The organism is Colwellia sp. PAMC 21821, from assembly GCF_002077175.1.
Lineage (GTDB): Bacteria > Pseudomonadota > Gammaproteobacteria > Enterobacterales > Alteromonadaceae > Cognaticolwellia.
In genome coordinates this window covers 1,872,005-1,886,334 of record NZ_CP014943.1, presented here as the reverse complement: position 1 = coordinate 1,886,334, position 14,330 = coordinate 1,872,005, and the positions used below count along the sequence as shown (strand labels likewise).

Sequence of the window (14,330 nt, the reverse complement as noted above, 5' to 3'; positions counted from 1 at the left end):
TAATTGCTTGAGGTATCTACAAAAAGCGATGGCAATGTCATCGCTTTTTTATTTATATTTTCTGCCAAATAGAGTTTTTTTACATAATTAGACTGAATAAGTTGGGCTAAGACCTAGCTTCTCAAATTTATTTTGTTAGACTAGTCGTATAAAAATAATACTAATAATAAAAACGGAATTCCAAAATGGGATCGAGGGCGACGGAAACTAGTCAAGCGATACGCCAACTTCCTAAGTTAAAGTCTTTACTGAAAAAGTACCGACAACTTAAAACCATGCAATCGGGTTTATTGCAACTGTCAGAATTAGCCAGTTCAGTTACCGATATGGATGCGTTTTATTGTGCCCTAAAACCCGTCATCAAAACTTTATTTGCAACTGATAGCTTTCATATCGCACTATTAAATCCATCTGACGAATTACAATTAGCCTATGGCCAAAACCTGGGTGAAGTCGCGAGTCATCAGTCGGTTGATTTATCAAACTGGCGCAAAAGTTTAACCGGTATAGTCTTACTCAGCCAAAAAATGGCACATTATTCGGCCCGTAAAATAATGCAGCTTGCTGAAGCCGATGAGATATTTTTATCTGACCCAGCATGTATAGATTGGTTGGGCGTACCGTTAAAGCGAGGCGAACAGGTTGTTGGTGTTATTGCCTTGCAAAGTTTCGATGTAAAGCTGAGTTTTGCTAAAAGTGACAGTGAAATTTTAGTCTTAATAGCTGAGCAATTAATGAAGGCAATCGATCGTGTTCGTAATAGAGAGTTATTAGAATCTAAGATTAGTCAGCGGACAGTTAAATTAACCGAAGCCAACCAACAATTACAGCGTGAAAGTGCTGAAAGGCAGCTAGCGGTTAAGGCCCATCAAGTATTACTTAATATTTCTGAGTTAACAGCAAAATCCCAAGCAATAGATAAGTTTTATCAAGCGCTGCACCATGAAGTAACTAAATTACTGCCTGCAGAAAACTTTTATATTGCCTTGTTATCTGATGATAAAAGCGAATTAGAGTTTCCATATTATTGTGATGAAAAACTAGCACAACCGGAAACACATGCGCTTAGCGACGGCTTATCGGAAATGACCATAAAAGCCGGTAAACCAATACTGTTACGCGATAGCATGGTTTACACGTTAGAGGCACAAGGCGACGTTACACAATGCGCCTTTACTAAACATTATCCTGAGCATGAATTACCGCGGGCTTGGCTCGCTGCGCCGCTCACTGACCATGGTGAAGTTTTTGGTGTTATTGCTATTCAGCATTACCAAGATGAAAATGCTTACCAGACTAAAGATCTCGAACTTATGCGCTTTGTTAGCCATCATATAGCGATCGAGATTTTACGACAAAAAGTGCAACTTCAAGCGTTACAAAGCCATGAGGCACTGGAAAAAATAATAAATAAACGCACTCAAGAGCTCCAAGCGACCAATCTTAATTTACGTATGCAAATTGAAGAACGTCGAAAAGCAGAAGCACGTTTATATCATGAAGCTCATCATGATGCTTTAACCCAGCTACCTAATAGAGCTATGTTTTCAGACCGTTTAACTTACGCTATGCGGCATTTAAAGCGCCATCCTAACCATAGATTTGCGGTATTATTTATTGATTTAGATCGTTTTAAAATGATTAATGATACGTTAGGCCATCATGCGGGTGATCAATTCTTAATTGAAATATCGCACCGCCTGCGCGATTGCGTTCGTGATAATGATATTTTAGCCCGACTAGGTGGAGATGAGTTTGTCGTGTTACTCGACTCATTACAGTCACCTGACGATATTGAAGAAATAGCGTCTCGTATCATTACATCTATTGCACAACCCTTTGAGCTAGATGGTCATACCTTGTATTCAAATGCCAGTATTGGTATTGCTCAAAGTCGTATTACTTATAAAGATGCTAATGAAATACTGCGCGATGCTGATGCGGCCATGTATCAAGCAAAAAGTTTAGGACGCGGGCGATATGTTTTCTTTGATGATAGTATGCGGGAAAAAATCATTGCTAGTATGACGCTTGAACAAGAATTAAGACAAGCCATTAAAAGCAAACAGTTTGAATTACACTATCAAAAAATTTCAGATTTAACCTCCACTAAAACCCTAGGCTTTGAAGTGCTTTTACGTTGGCAGCATCCAACTAAAGGGCTATTAACACCAAGCGAGTTTCTTTTTATGGCAGAAGAAACCGGTATGATTTTGGATATAGAAACCTGGGTAATTGAAGAAGTTTGTTTACAATTAAAACTCTGGAAAAAATCCAAAGAATATGAAAACGCTTATATAGGCGTCAACCTATCAGGACGGCATTTAATTCAAGCTAATCAATTAACTAAATTGATGGGATTGATCAGTGTTAACACAGTTGAGCCTGAGCGACTTATTCTGGAATTTAATGAATCAGCTTTTGCTCGACATACTGAGTTAGCACTTAAAGGCTTACGTAAATTGAAAGAATTTGGCGTTAAACTCGCTCTAGATGATTACGGAGTCGGCTTATCGTCTTTTAATTTCTTACATAACTACCCGTTTGAATTTATTAAACTCGATCGTAGTTTTATTCGCACTTTAAATAACAATGATAAAAATCTATCTTTGGTAAAAGCTTTGCATGAATTGGGGACAAAATTTGGCTATAGATTAGTCGCCGAAGGTATTGAGTCTGAAGCCATGCTGCAGAAGCTACAAACTGTCGGTTGTGAATTTGGTCAGGGTTACCATATTAGCCGGCCCGCAAAAATAGTCCAAGCTAAGAGCATAAGTAATGTTGTAGCAATGCATCGGGCTTAGGCGACTTTTTGAGACCGTTAACAATAACACTAGCCTTTGTGAAAGAAACCTTCAATACGTAAGGCAATACCTGGCGTTGTGCTGTAATTTTCCTCTTCTGGAAACTCTAAAAAAGGCTCGATTTCAAAAAACAACCAATCTCGCAAGGCATTAAAGCGATATCGATAGCCTAAAGTATACTTATCAACAACGAAGCCTCGTTCACCATTACGTTCACCTTCAACTTGCAAGCTTAGCACTGATGCTGTGGTTTCATTGATTTGATGTAACTTATAAAAACCATGTTTCCAACGAATACCACTAAAGTCTGCTGAGCCTCGAATACTATAATTAACACGAAATTGTGATTTTTTGCTTAATTGATAATCGTATTCTAGTAATAATTTAGCACCAAGGCCTTCATCTAGATAATAATACAATGACGGCTCAAATAAGAAACCCTGCTTTGCACCAATATCGAAACGACGTTTATGTTTTGCTCGAACAAAAATATCACCACCTGAAATACCCAAGCGATAGTTCATTAAGCGGTCATCTCTTTTTTCTTGGGTATAGTTTAGTGCTAAAGAAAACTTTTCTTCTTCAAGCCGAGACTTAGTATTTACCGATTCTAATGGGAGATTATTAAGTTCGTCATCTGTTTCATCAGAGAATACCACACTGACTCTATCTTGAAAGTGAGGCAATTTAACTCGCACACGAAAGCGCGGTTTGACCTCACTCCAGTCACGACTTTTCGGCAACCAAGCAAAACTAATTTTTGCGGTTGTTTTTGGACTTTGTTGTTCACTCTCATTTGCGATAAAAAAACTATCAAACCATTGCGCAGATAGATAAACGGAGTCAGAAACCGTTTCATGCAATCCTTGCATCCAGTGATCTTCTTTTTGTTCAACAGGCTCTTTTACTTCTTGTGAAGTATAGGCTTGTGCTGAATTTGCAAATGCAAAGTAAAATAACATTAGGCAAAAATGCCAATAACACTGATTTTTACAATACATTTTGATCAAATTTTGTTTTACCTCATCATTTAGCATATCAGTTGGTGATTTTTTTTCTATAAACTTTATAATGAAATCAATTAAATTATAGGGGTTTTTTATGGGCGGTATAAGTATTTGGCAATTATTAATTATTGCAGTGATTGTTGTGTTGTTATTTGGGACTAAGAAATTACGTAATTTAGGTACTGACTTAGGTTCCGCAATCAAAGGTTTTAAAGGCGCTGTATCTGATGAGCCGGCAAAAAAAGATGAAGCTACAGAAGAAAATTCAGCTCATAATGACAGTTTAGGTGATAAAACAGCAGAAAAGAGCAATACGGCTGAAAAAGAAAAAGATAAAGTCTAATGTTTGATATAGGCTTTTGGGAACTACTATTGATCGCTATTATTGGCTTAGTCGTATTAGGGCCCGAGCGATTGCCCGTTGCAATTCGTACTGTACGTGGCTGGATAACCAGTATGCGCAGCTTTAGTGAGGGCGTTAAAAACGAACTTACTGAAGAACTGCGTATTCAAGAGTTGCACGCTAATTTAAAGAAAGCTGAACAATCAGGCATGAAAGATCTGTCGCCAGAAATTGAAGCTTCAGTGAAATCGCTTAAAGAAGCAGCCGAAATGGTAAATAACCCTTATCAAACAGCCGATCAATCAATCAGTTCTTCTGAGAAAATTGAACCGCCAATTGATAATAAAGATGAAAAGCAAATTAAATGAGTTCAGCCGCTAAGCAAAACTACACATTATTTGATCATTTATTAGAGCTCAGAACACGGTTATTACATGCAGTGTTAGGTGTGTTAGTTGTTTTTTGTTCGTTGATTTACTTTGCACAAGATATTTACCAATATGTTGCGCAACCACTTTTGGCTGTTATGCCTGAAGGGACACAAATGATCGCTACCGATGTAGCGTCACCCTTTTTTACGCCTTTTAAACTCACCATTGTCTTATCTATATTTATTGCTATGCCCTATATTTTGTATCAACTGTGGTCGTTTATTGCACCTGGTTTGTATAAAAATGAAAAACGTTTAATTGCACCGCTAATGTTTGGTAGTACGTTATTGTTTTATGGTGGAATTGCATTTGCGTACTATGTGGTATTTCCGGTTGCTTTCGCATTCTTTTCATCTGTAGCGCCAGAAGGCGTTACCATTGCAACTGACATTAGTAGTTATCTTGATTTCGTTTTAAAGCTCTTTTTTGCCTTCGGTGCGGCGTTTGAAATACCTATTGCGATTATATTGCTATGCTGGACCGGCGTGACAAGCCCTGATAGTTTACGTGCTAAGCGACCTTATATAGTGGTTGGCGCATTTGTTGTTGGTATGATGTTAACGCCACCCGATATTATTTCTCAAACCATGTTAGCTGTGCCTATGCTGTTATTATTTGAGCTAGGTATTATTATCGCTTCATTTTATTATAAAGAAAATGATGATGAAGAAACTGCACCAAAGGAAGAGCAATAATGAAAAATAATTATCTGATATCGCTAGCCATTTTGACTTTGTTTTCATTTGCTACACAAGCAGAAACGCTAAATACCAGCTTAGCTGAATGCGCAAATATTCAAGAAAGCTCTGCGCGCTTAATCTGTTTTGACAACTTAGCTGCACAAGCTGTAACTCCCAAAGTTGTAACGCCCACAGCTGAAATCCTAGAATCTGTAGTGACTAAACCTAGCAAGAGTGTACCAACGGCTAAAGCTAAAGCCCTGATGGCTCCTGCAGCGTTAAAAGCAGCAGACTTTGGTGCTGAGCATTTAAAAAAACCTCCCGTCGCTGAAGAAGATCTTCAAGTAGTTTTTATGATTGAGAAGTTAAGTAAAGATCCTTATGGTCGATGGAATTTTACTTTTAAAAATGGTCAACAATGGAAGCAAACAGACAGTGCATTCCTTAAGCTGACAGTGGGTGATGATGTCGTACTTAAAAAAGGTTTTATGAATGCGGTATATTTGAAGAAGAACTTACCCAATTCAAGTAAAAAAATTCGCGTTAAACGCCTGAAATAATGAGTCTATAATTCCTTGATTGATATAGGTGTTAACTTAACCAATACGCGTTTTGAAAAAGACCGTTCAGAGGTTTTAGCCCGAGCTAAGCAAACTAATATTAATGCCATGTTAGTGACCGGAACTAATGTTGAAGAAAGTAAGCAAGCGATTGCACTTTGCCAGCACTACCCAGATTATTTATACAGTACTGTAGGCATTCACCCGCATGACGCTGATAATGCAGCAACAAACTTTACAGCACAATTAGCCGACTTGGCGAAAAATAGCTGTGTTAAAGCGATTGGTGAATGTGGATTAGACTTTAATCGAAATTTCTCTAGTGAAGTAAACCAGAAAGCTGTTTTTACTCAGCAAGTGTTATTGGCAGAGCAACTTCAATTACCGTTGTTTTTACATCAACGAGATGCATTTGAGCCTTGGTTTGAAATTTTAAAACCTCACTTAGCGACTGTACCCGCTATGGTTTCACATTGCTTTACCGGCAACCAGAGTGAATTAGAGCAATGTTTAGCCGCTGATATGTATATCGGTATTACGGGTTGGCTTTGCGACGAGCGTCGCGGTCAGTCGTTACGCGATATTGTATCGTTAATTCCACTAGATCGGCTGATGATTGAGACAGACGCTCCTTATTTAACACCAAGAAACATTCGTCCAAAACCTAAAAGTAGCCGTAATGAACCGAGCTATTTACCTTATATTGTCACTGTATTAGCCGAATTGTTGGGCTACAGCGAGCAGGAAATCATCAAACAAACTAGTCTCAATAGTGTCAAAGTTTTTAATTTAAGTGTCAGCAATGCGTAACTTATTTAGTGCCAGTATTTGGCTTTTTATACCCTTGTTAATGTCGGCAATGGCTAGTGCCGAAGGTATAGCTGGGCTCGAACAACCCATTTTGATATTACAATTACATTTACAGCATATATTTATTGGTAGTAGTCTGATCTTATCTCTTATGTGCTTTGCCTGGGCTAAGGCCTTACGCAGCTACAGTATGGCAATTTTAGCCTTATTTTTTACCATAAAATCATTAGGTATTTTGGTTGCGGGTGGAATTTCACTGCTAGCATTATTTACTCATAGTATTCATCTACTCAATGCTGAAGGCGTGCTACTGAGCAACTTGTCTAACATGTTGTTTTTTATTTTTACGGTTAAATTATTCACCTTAAAAAAGCGTGAAAAAAACAGTTATCAATTACTGCTGCGCTTAGCAATTATTATGATGTTTACGGTGCCCTTAAGTTTTGTATTTAGCCACAGCTATACTTGGCTATTAACGCAAATACCCATCAGTATGAGCTTGCTTGCGTTACTGTATGTCAGCAAAACTATTAAAGTAGACGACGAAGCCTTATCTAAAATATTCTCGTTGATCATTATTGTGCAATTAAGCTTCAATACTATCGCTTATTTACTTTATTACCTTAGTTTTTCTACGCAAGCGATTAATTGCCTGGATATGTTAAGTTTTTGGGTTATGGCGATTATGGTGACTTATTTGATGGGACATAGATACTATTGCCATTTACGTGATGAAAAGCTTGCTCAACAGCAGGCGACAGCGAGTGCCCAAGCCTCTAATCTGGCACAGCAAGAGTTGTCCGCCTTGCAAGACGAAAGCCAAGAACAACTTGAAAGTAGAGTACAAGAAAGAACGTTAGAACTGAATATTGCCTTACAAGAATTAGAGGCAGTCAATCAAGAGCTGAAAGAAAAAAATACGCTTGATGAATTATCGGGACTTTATAATCGTCGCTACTATGATCAAAAAATATTGGCAGAGTTTAGACGGAGTCGTCGTAACTTAACACCATTAAGCCTTATTTTGGTTGATATTGACCATTTCAAAAACGTTAATGACAGTTTTGGTCACTTGGTCGGTGATAAATGTATTGTGGAAGTCGCTAGTATGATTAAGTCATTACTGCGCCGTAGTTCTGATGTTGGTTGTCGATATGGTGGCGAGGAATTTTGCTTAATTTTACCTGAAACAGATGAAAAAGGGGCTTTAGCCTTAGCAGAAGAAATCTGTCAAAGTATCCGACAGAAAAACATTTATAATAATGAAAAGATTATTAGATTAACCGTAAGTTGTGGTGTTACAACATATCAGCAAGAGAAAGATGTGACGCCTGAAATTATTTTTGAATGTGTTGATAAAGCACTTTATAAAGCCAAGCAAGCTGGTCGAGATCAAGTACAAGTAATGCCAATTAAGATGTTGAAGTCGTAACTTAGCGCTTCAGTAGCAAGCAAGCATGCATTAATTCAATTGGTATGATTTACATTAAATTATTATAGGAAATGAGTATGAATAACGTCTTTGGACAATACCCAGCACGCCGCATGCGTCGTATGCGCTCTGATGACTTTTCACGACGTTTAATGTCAGAACATCAACTGACGGTTAATGACCTAATTTATCCAGTTTTTGTTTTAGAGGGTGAAAACCAGTGCGAAGCTATTGAGTCTATGCCTGGAGTAGAACGCAAAAGTATCGATTTGTTATTAGAAGAATGTCAGGAGCTAGTTGAATTAGGCGTACCTGCCATTGCCATTTTTCCTGTTACACCAACAGATAAAAAGTCATTGCTGGCTGAAGAAGCTTATAACATTGACGGTTTAGCTCAGCGTGCAGTTCGTGCAGTAAAGGCAAAATTCCCAAGTTTAGGGGTGATCACCGACGTTGCCTTGGATCCATTCACCACTCATGGGCAAGATGGTATTATTGATGACAATGGTTATGTGCTAAATGATGTGACTAAGGATATTTTGGTCAAACAAGCTTTATCACATGCACAAGCCGGTGCTGACATCGTTGCCCCTTCGGATATGATGGATGGGCGTATAGGTGCAATACGTAAAGAACTGGAACATCATCATCTTGTTAATACCAAAATACTGGCTTATTCTGCCAAGTATGCTTCCAGCTACTATGGCCCTTTTCGTGATGCGGTAGGTTCAGCAGGTAATATTAAAGGCGGCAATAAATTCTCTTATCAAATGGATCCCGCCAACAGCAATGAAGCATTACATGAAGTCGCACAAGATATTCAGGAAGGTGCGGACATGGTGATGATCAAACCGGGTATGCCATATTTAGATGTTGTTCGCCGGGTAAAAGATAACTTTCAAGTACCGACATATGCTTACCAAGTCAGTGGTGAATATGCTATGCATATGGCGGCAATTCAAAATGGCTGGTTAGCCGAAAAACCTTGTGTAATGGAAGGTTTATTAGCGTTTAAACGAGCAGGTGCTGATGGCATTCTAACCTACTTTGCTAAGCAGGTAGCCCGTTGGTTAAAAGAAGAGCAAAGCGCTTAAACAGAAACATAAGTACTTAGAAACTTGGAAAATCTCTTCATCTAATGGCCGCGTTGAATATCGCGGCCTTTTTATATTAAGCACTTTAAAAATGAGTACCGTTATACCCATTTAACTAATTGAGTGTCTACTTTTTTATGAAAACAAATGAATAAATACAAGGCATCAAATTTAGTCAATAGTTATACCAATTGAAATAAATAATCGAGCATTTTAAGGCGGTTTAAATCGTCAATAACTGCGTTGTTTTCAATTCCAATAGCCCGCTATTACTCAATCAAACGCCTTATTCTTGAACAATTTATCCTCGCTTAAAATTGGTCAATAACTTATTACATTTGGTATTAGATGATTTTTTTAAGGTCTTGTGATTCAGTCGAACTATTACTTTTCACATTCAATATGCAAGCTATAACCTAGTCGAGAAATATGGTCATTTTCTTGTTTTAATTCATCATGAATAAGCGCATGTTGCATTAGCCAAGCTTCTGGTAAATATAGGTTTAAGGCTTTATCTTTTAACCGTATACGATAGTTTGGTAATTCATCGTCTTTACGACGACGACACAACTTTATTGCTAAGCGCAAGATAATTAATAGTTTTTTAGCACTTGCATCATCTACAGCTGATTGTTGTTCAATAAGTGATAAATTGATATCACCCTTATAGAGTGAAACAAAACTGACCAACAATTGCCTATCTGATTGATTAAAACCGGCTAAATCGGCATGAGTAAGAATATAGGCACTGTGTTGCTGATGATATTTATATTCCAATAACAAGCCTATTTCATGCAAATCTCCGCTAGCCAATAATAGCGCTAATGCATTACCGTCAGGTAAATCCCAAGATGATTTGAGTTGGCTAAATATAGTATTAATTTGACGTTTAACACTTTCGGCATGTTGTTGATCAATATGAAAGCGTTGGCTTAAAGCGCGGATAGTACGTTGGCGTATGTTAGTCGTGCGATTATTGGGCAACATTTCGTATAACAGCCCTTCACGCAATGCACCACTTGAAAGTATTAATTCTTTGATAGAAAGTTGCTGAAATAAAGCAATTAAAATGGCCAACCCACTGGCAATAACTGGACTTCTTTCCGTGGATAACCCAGGTAAATCTATACGGTTAATATTATCAAAGTTTTGCAGCTGCTTTTGTACTTTATAAAGAAAGTCTAACGTAATTACACTGGGCTTATGCTGATAAATTAACATTTCGGCTAAGGCTTGCATGGTACCTGAGCCACCAAGTACGCATTGCCAACCAATATCACAAAAATCTGTTTTGATTGGTGCAATAGCATGCTCAGCCGCAGATATTGCTCGAGAAAAATTTTCATCGGAGAGTGTGCCGTCGGAAAAATACTGTTGATTATAGGTGACGCAACCTAAGTTAAGGCTATGGGCTTTTTTAACGTTAAAGCCTCGACCAACGATCAGCTCAGTGCTGGCACCGCCTATATCTAAAACTAAGCGTTTATTGGCACTAACACTGGTATGGGCTACGCCAAGGTATATATGCTCAGCTTCAGAAATACCACTTAATAAAGTTACTTTATGGTTTAGAACTGCCTCAGCTTTGACAATAAAATCTGCGCGATTTTTAGCGAGTCTTAAAGTGGCGGTGGCGACAATTCGAATGTTTTGTTCGGGGATATCTTGCAAGCGCTCGGCAAAAAAGCTTAAACATTCTAAGCCTTTTGCCATGGCTTGCTCAGACAATATGTTTTCTTCACTCAAGCCAGCAGCAAGACGTACTTTACGCTTTACTTTGTCAACAACTTGCACGCTATCGGCAAGTTGTCGAGTGATCAACATATGAAAACTGTTAGAGCCTAAATCGACCACGGCATACAGAGGTGATAAAGTCTCCATTGAAGTGGTCGTCATGAACTAACTGTTCCTTTGAGGCCTATTGCTGGTACTTCGGCTACGATTTTGGCCACCATTATGAGGCTTATGACGACGTGGACGTGGCTTCGGCTTAGGCAAATCGGTTAATAGCGCTTCATGATCATATTTACTCACGGGTAAATCATGTTCGATGTAGCTTTCAATGGCTGGTAAGTTAAAAACATATTGCTCACATGCTAAGCTAATGGCATGGCCAGTAGCACCGGCTCGGCCTGTACGACCAATACGATGAACATAATCTTCACAGTCATCCGGTAAGTCATAGTTAAAAACATGAGTTACTGCTGGAATATGTAAACCACGGGCTGCAACATCGGTAGCCACTAAAACATCTAGTTGGCCATCGGTAAATTGCTCTAAAATTTTCAAACGTTTCTTTTGAATAACATCGCCAGTAAGCATGCCAACACGAATGTTATCAGCTTCAAGGTGAGCATGTATTTTTTCACAAACATGTTTAGTATTGGCAAAAATAATGGCTTTATCTGGCCAGTCTTCTTCAATTAGCGTTTGTAGCAAAGACATTTTATCTTCGTTAGATGGGTAAAATAATTCTTCAGATATACGAATGTTAGTTTTCTGGTCAGGTTCTACTTCAACACTGTCAGGGTCGTTCATGTGTTCAAAAGCTAATTCTTTAACACGAAATGATAACGTGGCAGAAAATAGCATGCTTAAACGTTCAGTTGCTGCCGGCATTTTGCCAAACATATAACGAATGTCTTTTATAAAGCCTAAATCGAACATGCGGTCAGCTTCATCAAGTACCACAACTTCAATATTACTGAGGTTATAAATACCTTGTTTTAAGTAATCGAGTAAGCGACCACAAGTGCCGATTAAAATATCGACACCTTGTTCAAGTTCTAAACGTTGGCTTTCGTAACCTTCACCACCATAAACACAACCAAGACGTAAGCCGGTACTTTTTGCCATTTCAATGGCATCGCGATGAATTTGGATAGCAAGCTCACGAGTTGGTGCCATAATTAAGGCACGCGGTTGGTTGTGGCTAACATCTTTTTTCTGTAATAAATGATGAAAGGTTGCGGCTAAAAAGGCAATGGTTTTACCTTCACCAGTTTGTGCTTGACCGGCAATATCTTTGCCTGTCATGAGTATAGGAAGAGACTTTGCTTGAATTTCAGTACAATATTCAAAGCCCATAGTTTCGAGGCCGCTAACTACGGTAGGCTCGAGTTTAAGTTCAGAGAACTTTATTTCTGTTAAGTGTGTTTTTTTCATACCGATAGCTTAACAGGTTACGCTATCAATAAAAATTAGATTAACGTAAAAGCGACAATAAAATGATGGGTTTAGTTGAATTTTAAATTAAATGCCCATAACTGTTATATATGAATTAAATTAAATACCCATAACTGTTATATATGAATGTTGGTAATTCATTGTGATGAAGGTATAATCTTAACTAATTGGCGATAGGCCACCTTTAATGGAGATATAAATGAGCGATAAAATTGTTCAGTTAACTGATGATAGTTTTGACACTGATGTAATCAATGCATCGGGTCTAGTCCTTGTTGATTTTTGGGCTGAATGGTGTGGTCCATGTAAAATGATCGCGCCGTTGTTAAACGACGTGGCTGAAGAATATGCTGGTAAATTAACTATCGGTAAATTAAACATTGATCAAAATTCTAACACCCCACCTAAATATGGTATCCGTGGTATTCCTACACTGTTACTATTTAAAGATGGTGTTGTCGCTGATACGAAAGTTGGCGCATTATCAAAAACTCAATTGAAAGAGTTTATTGATAACAATTTATAAAAAAAGGTCCGATTTATCGGGCCTTTTTGTTATTTAGCTTAAGATCAATTAAGTGATCCTTTACTGCTTTACTTTTTAATGCTAAATTTAACGCTTAAAGAAAAAACATTTCAAAAAAACCATACTCAAACATCCTAAATAGCCAAGCGGCACAGCATAACAACCTAAATAGTCTAAGAAACCCCCACTATGAATCTTAACGAACTTAAAGAAAAGTCGATCAGCGAACTGGTACAGCTCGCAGAATCAATGAAATTGGAGCATTTGGCTCGTAACCGTAAACAAGACATTATTTTTGCTATTTTAAAAGCCCACGCTAAAAGTGGTGAAGATATTTTTGGTAGCGGTGTTTTAGAAATTCTACAAGATGGCTTTGGCTTTTTACGCTCAGCGGATTCTTCCTATTTAGCGGGCCCTGATGATATTTATGTGTCACCAAGCCAAATACGTCGATTTAGTATGCGAACAGGCGATACCATTACCGGTAAAATTCGCCCACCAAAAGACGGCGAACGTTACTTTGCACTATTAAAAGTTAATGAAGTTAACTTTGACCGTCCTGAAAACTCTCGTAATAAAATACTTTTTGAAAATTTAACGCCTATTCATCCAACCGATCGAATGATTATGGAGCGTGGTAATGGTTCAACTGAAGATATTACCGCACGTGTATTAGATTTAGCTTCACCGATTGGTAAAGGTCAACGTGGTTTGATCGTGGCTCCGCCTAAAGCGGGTAAAACATTATTACTACAAAATATCGCTCAAAGTATTGCCCATAATCATCCTGACGCTGAGTTGATGGTATTACTTATTGACGAGCGCCCAGAAGAAGTAACAGAAATGCAACGCTTGGTTAAAGGTGAAGTTATTGCTTCAACTTTTGATGAGCCGGCGAATCGTCATGTACAAGTAGCCGAAATGGTTATTGAAAAAGCAAAACGCTTAGTTGAGCATAAAAAAGACGTAGTCATTTTACTTGATTCAATTACTCGACTTGCACGTGCTTACAACACTGTTATTCCATCATCAGGTAAAATATTAACCGGTGGTGTTGATGCTAATGCTTTGCATCGTCCAAAACGTTTTTTCGGTGCAGCACGTAATATTGAAGAAGGTGGTAGTTTAACCATTATAGCGACAGCGCTTGTTGATACCGGCTCTAAAATGGATGAAGTTATCTACGAAGAGTTTAAAGGTACAGGTAACATGGAATTACACCTTTCTCGTAAAATTGCTGAAAAGCGTGTTTTCCCAGCTATTCATTTCAACCGCAGTGGTACGCGTCGCGAAGAGCTTTTAACTAAGCCTGACGAATTACAAAAAATGTGGATATTACGTAAAATCGTCCATGAAATGGGTGAAATCGACGCAATGGAGTTCATGATCGATAAATTGGCCATGACCAAAACTAATGATGAATTTTTTGATTCAATGAAACGTCAGTAATGCATATT

General features: G+C 38.1%; 13 protein-coding genes. 10 read left to right on the top strand and 3 right to left on the bottom strand.

Annotated features, from left to right (window positions below):
* The first annotated feature begins 185 nt into the window (after positions 1-185).
* The gene (locus tag A3Q33_RS07980) at positions 186-2,804 is read left to right on the top strand and encodes a sensor domain-containing diguanylate cyclase (RefSeq protein ID WP_081179489.1); all 2,619 of its coding nucleotides are present in this window, start codon (positions 186-188) and stop codon (positions 2,802-2,804) included.
* Between the two features lie 29 nt (positions 2,805-2,833).
* Here the strand turns inward: A3Q33_RS07980 and A3Q33_RS07975 are convergent, their stop codons facing one another.
* The gene (locus A3Q33_RS07975) at positions 2,834-3,766 is read right to left on the bottom strand and encodes a hypothetical protein (RefSeq protein WP_081179488.1); all 933 of its coding nucleotides are present in this window, start codon (positions 3,764-3,766) and stop codon (positions 2,834-2,836) included.
* Between the two features lie 139 nt (positions 3,767-3,905).
* On the opposite strand from A3Q33_RS07975, the gene tatA reads away from it, so the two are divergent.
* The 7 genes from tatA (at position 3,906) to hemB (ending at position 9,161) form a co-directional block, all read left to right on the top strand.
* Entirely contained in the window at positions 3,906-4,154 is a 249-nt protein-coding gene (gene tatA, locus A3Q33_RS07970; protein WP_081179487.1) for a Sec-independent protein translocase subunit TatA, read from the top strand.
* A complete protein-coding gene (gene tatB, locus A3Q33_RS07965; protein ID WP_081179486.1) occupies positions 4,154-4,522 on the top strand; it encodes a Sec-independent protein translocase protein TatB in 369 nt (122 codons plus the stop codon). The genes tatA and tatB overlap by 1 nt, the downstream gene beginning before the upstream one ends.
* Positions 4,519-5,280, top strand: a complete 762-nt coding sequence (tatC, locus tag A3Q33_RS07960) for a twin-arginine translocase subunit TatC (protein ID WP_081179485.1) — start codon at positions 4,519-4,521, stop codon at positions 5,278-5,280. The genes tatB and tatC overlap by 4 nt, the downstream gene beginning before the upstream one ends.
* A complete protein-coding gene (locus A3Q33_RS07955) occupies positions 5,280-5,825 on the top strand; it encodes a hypothetical protein (RefSeq protein ID WP_081179484.1) in 546 nt (181 codons plus the stop codon). Before tatC ends, A3Q33_RS07955 begins: the two co-directional genes overlap by 1 nt.
* A gap of 15 nt (positions 5,826-5,840) precedes the next feature.
* The gene (locus tag A3Q33_RS07950) at positions 5,841-6,635 is read left to right on the top strand and encodes a TatD family hydrolase (protein ID WP_081179483.1); all 795 of its coding nucleotides are present in this window, start codon (positions 5,841-5,843) and stop codon (positions 6,633-6,635) included.
* Positions 6,628-8,067 (top strand): sensor domain-containing diguanylate cyclase, encoded by a 1,440-nt coding sequence (locus A3Q33_RS20820; protein WP_231295808.1) that lies wholly within the window; start codon positions 6,628-6,630, stop codon positions 8,065-8,067. Before A3Q33_RS07950 ends, A3Q33_RS20820 begins: the two co-directional genes overlap by 8 nt.
* Positions 8,068-8,144: 77 nt before the next feature.
* Entirely contained in the window at positions 8,145-9,161 is a 1,017-nt protein-coding gene (gene hemB / locus A3Q33_RS07940) for a porphobilinogen synthase (protein ID WP_081179482.1), read from the top strand.
* A 384-nt stretch (positions 9,162-9,545) separates the two neighbouring features.
* Here hemB and A3Q33_RS07935 read toward each other — a convergent pair whose 3' ends face one another.
* Positions 9,546-11,057 (bottom strand): Ppx/GppA phosphatase family protein, encoded by a 1,512-nt coding sequence (locus tag A3Q33_RS07935; RefSeq protein WP_231295807.1) that lies wholly within the window; start codon positions 11,055-11,057, stop codon positions 9,546-9,548.
* A gap of 3 nt (positions 11,058-11,060) precedes the next feature.
* Positions 11,061-12,326: an ATP-dependent RNA helicase RhlB gene (gene rhlB, locus A3Q33_RS07930; RefSeq protein WP_081179481.1), complete on the bottom strand. Its 1,266-nt coding sequence runs from the start codon at positions 12,324-12,326 to the stop codon at positions 11,061-11,063.
* Between the two features lie 220 nt (positions 12,327-12,546).
* Between rhlB and trxA the strand changes: the two genes are divergently transcribed.
* Positions 12,547-12,873, top strand: a complete 327-nt coding sequence (gene trxA, locus A3Q33_RS07925; RefSeq protein WP_081150780.1) for a thioredoxin TrxA — start codon at positions 12,547-12,549, stop codon at positions 12,871-12,873.
* Positions 12,874-13,062: 189 nt separating this feature from the next.
* A complete protein-coding gene (gene rho, locus A3Q33_RS07920; protein WP_081179480.1) occupies positions 13,063-14,322 on the top strand; it encodes a transcription termination factor Rho in 1,260 nt (419 codons plus the stop codon).
* The last annotated feature ends 8 nt before the right edge of the window (positions 14,323-14,330 follow it).

Excerpts from the sequence above, each read along its gene's own strand:
- A3Q33_RS07980 (WP_081179489.1), top strand. The coding sequence starts at position 186 with ATGGGATCGAGGGCGACGGAAACTAGTCAAGCGATACGCCAACTTCCT.
- A3Q33_RS07975 (WP_081179488.1), bottom strand. The coding sequence starts at position 3,766 with ATGTTATTTTACTTTGCATTTGCAAATTCAGCACAAGCCTATACTTCA.
- tatA (WP_081179487.1), top strand. The coding sequence starts at position 3,906 with ATGGGCGGTATAAGTATTTGGCAATTATTAATTATTGCAGTGATTGTT.
- tatB (WP_081179486.1), top strand. The coding sequence starts at position 4,154 with ATGTTTGATATAGGCTTTTGGGAACTACTATTGATCGCTATTATTGGC.
- tatC (WP_081179485.1), top strand. The coding sequence starts at position 4,519 with ATGAGTTCAGCCGCTAAGCAAAACTACACATTATTTGATCATTTATTA.
- A3Q33_RS07955 (WP_081179484.1), top strand. The coding sequence starts at position 5,280 with ATGAAAAATAATTATCTGATATCGCTAGCCATTTTGACTTTGTTTTCA.
- A3Q33_RS20820 (WP_231295808.1), top strand. The coding sequence starts at position 6,628 with ATGCGTAACTTATTTAGTGCCAGTATTTGGCTTTTTATACCCTTGTTA.
- hemB (WP_081179482.1), top strand. The coding sequence starts at position 8,145 with ATGAATAACGTCTTTGGACAATACCCAGCACGCCGCATGCGTCGTATG.
- A3Q33_RS07935 (WP_231295807.1), bottom strand. The coding sequence starts at position 11,057 with ATGACGACCACTTCAATGGAGACTTTATCACCTCTGTATGCCGTGGTC.
- rhlB (WP_081179481.1), bottom strand. The coding sequence starts at position 12,326 with ATGAAAAAAACACACTTAACAGAAATAAAGTTCTCTGAACTTAAACTC.
- trxA (WP_081150780.1), top strand. The coding sequence starts at position 12,547 with ATGAGCGATAAAATTGTTCAGTTAACTGATGATAGTTTTGACACTGAT.
- rho (WP_081179480.1), top strand. The coding sequence starts at position 13,063 with ATGAATCTTAACGAACTTAAAGAAAAGTCGATCAGCGAACTGGTACAG.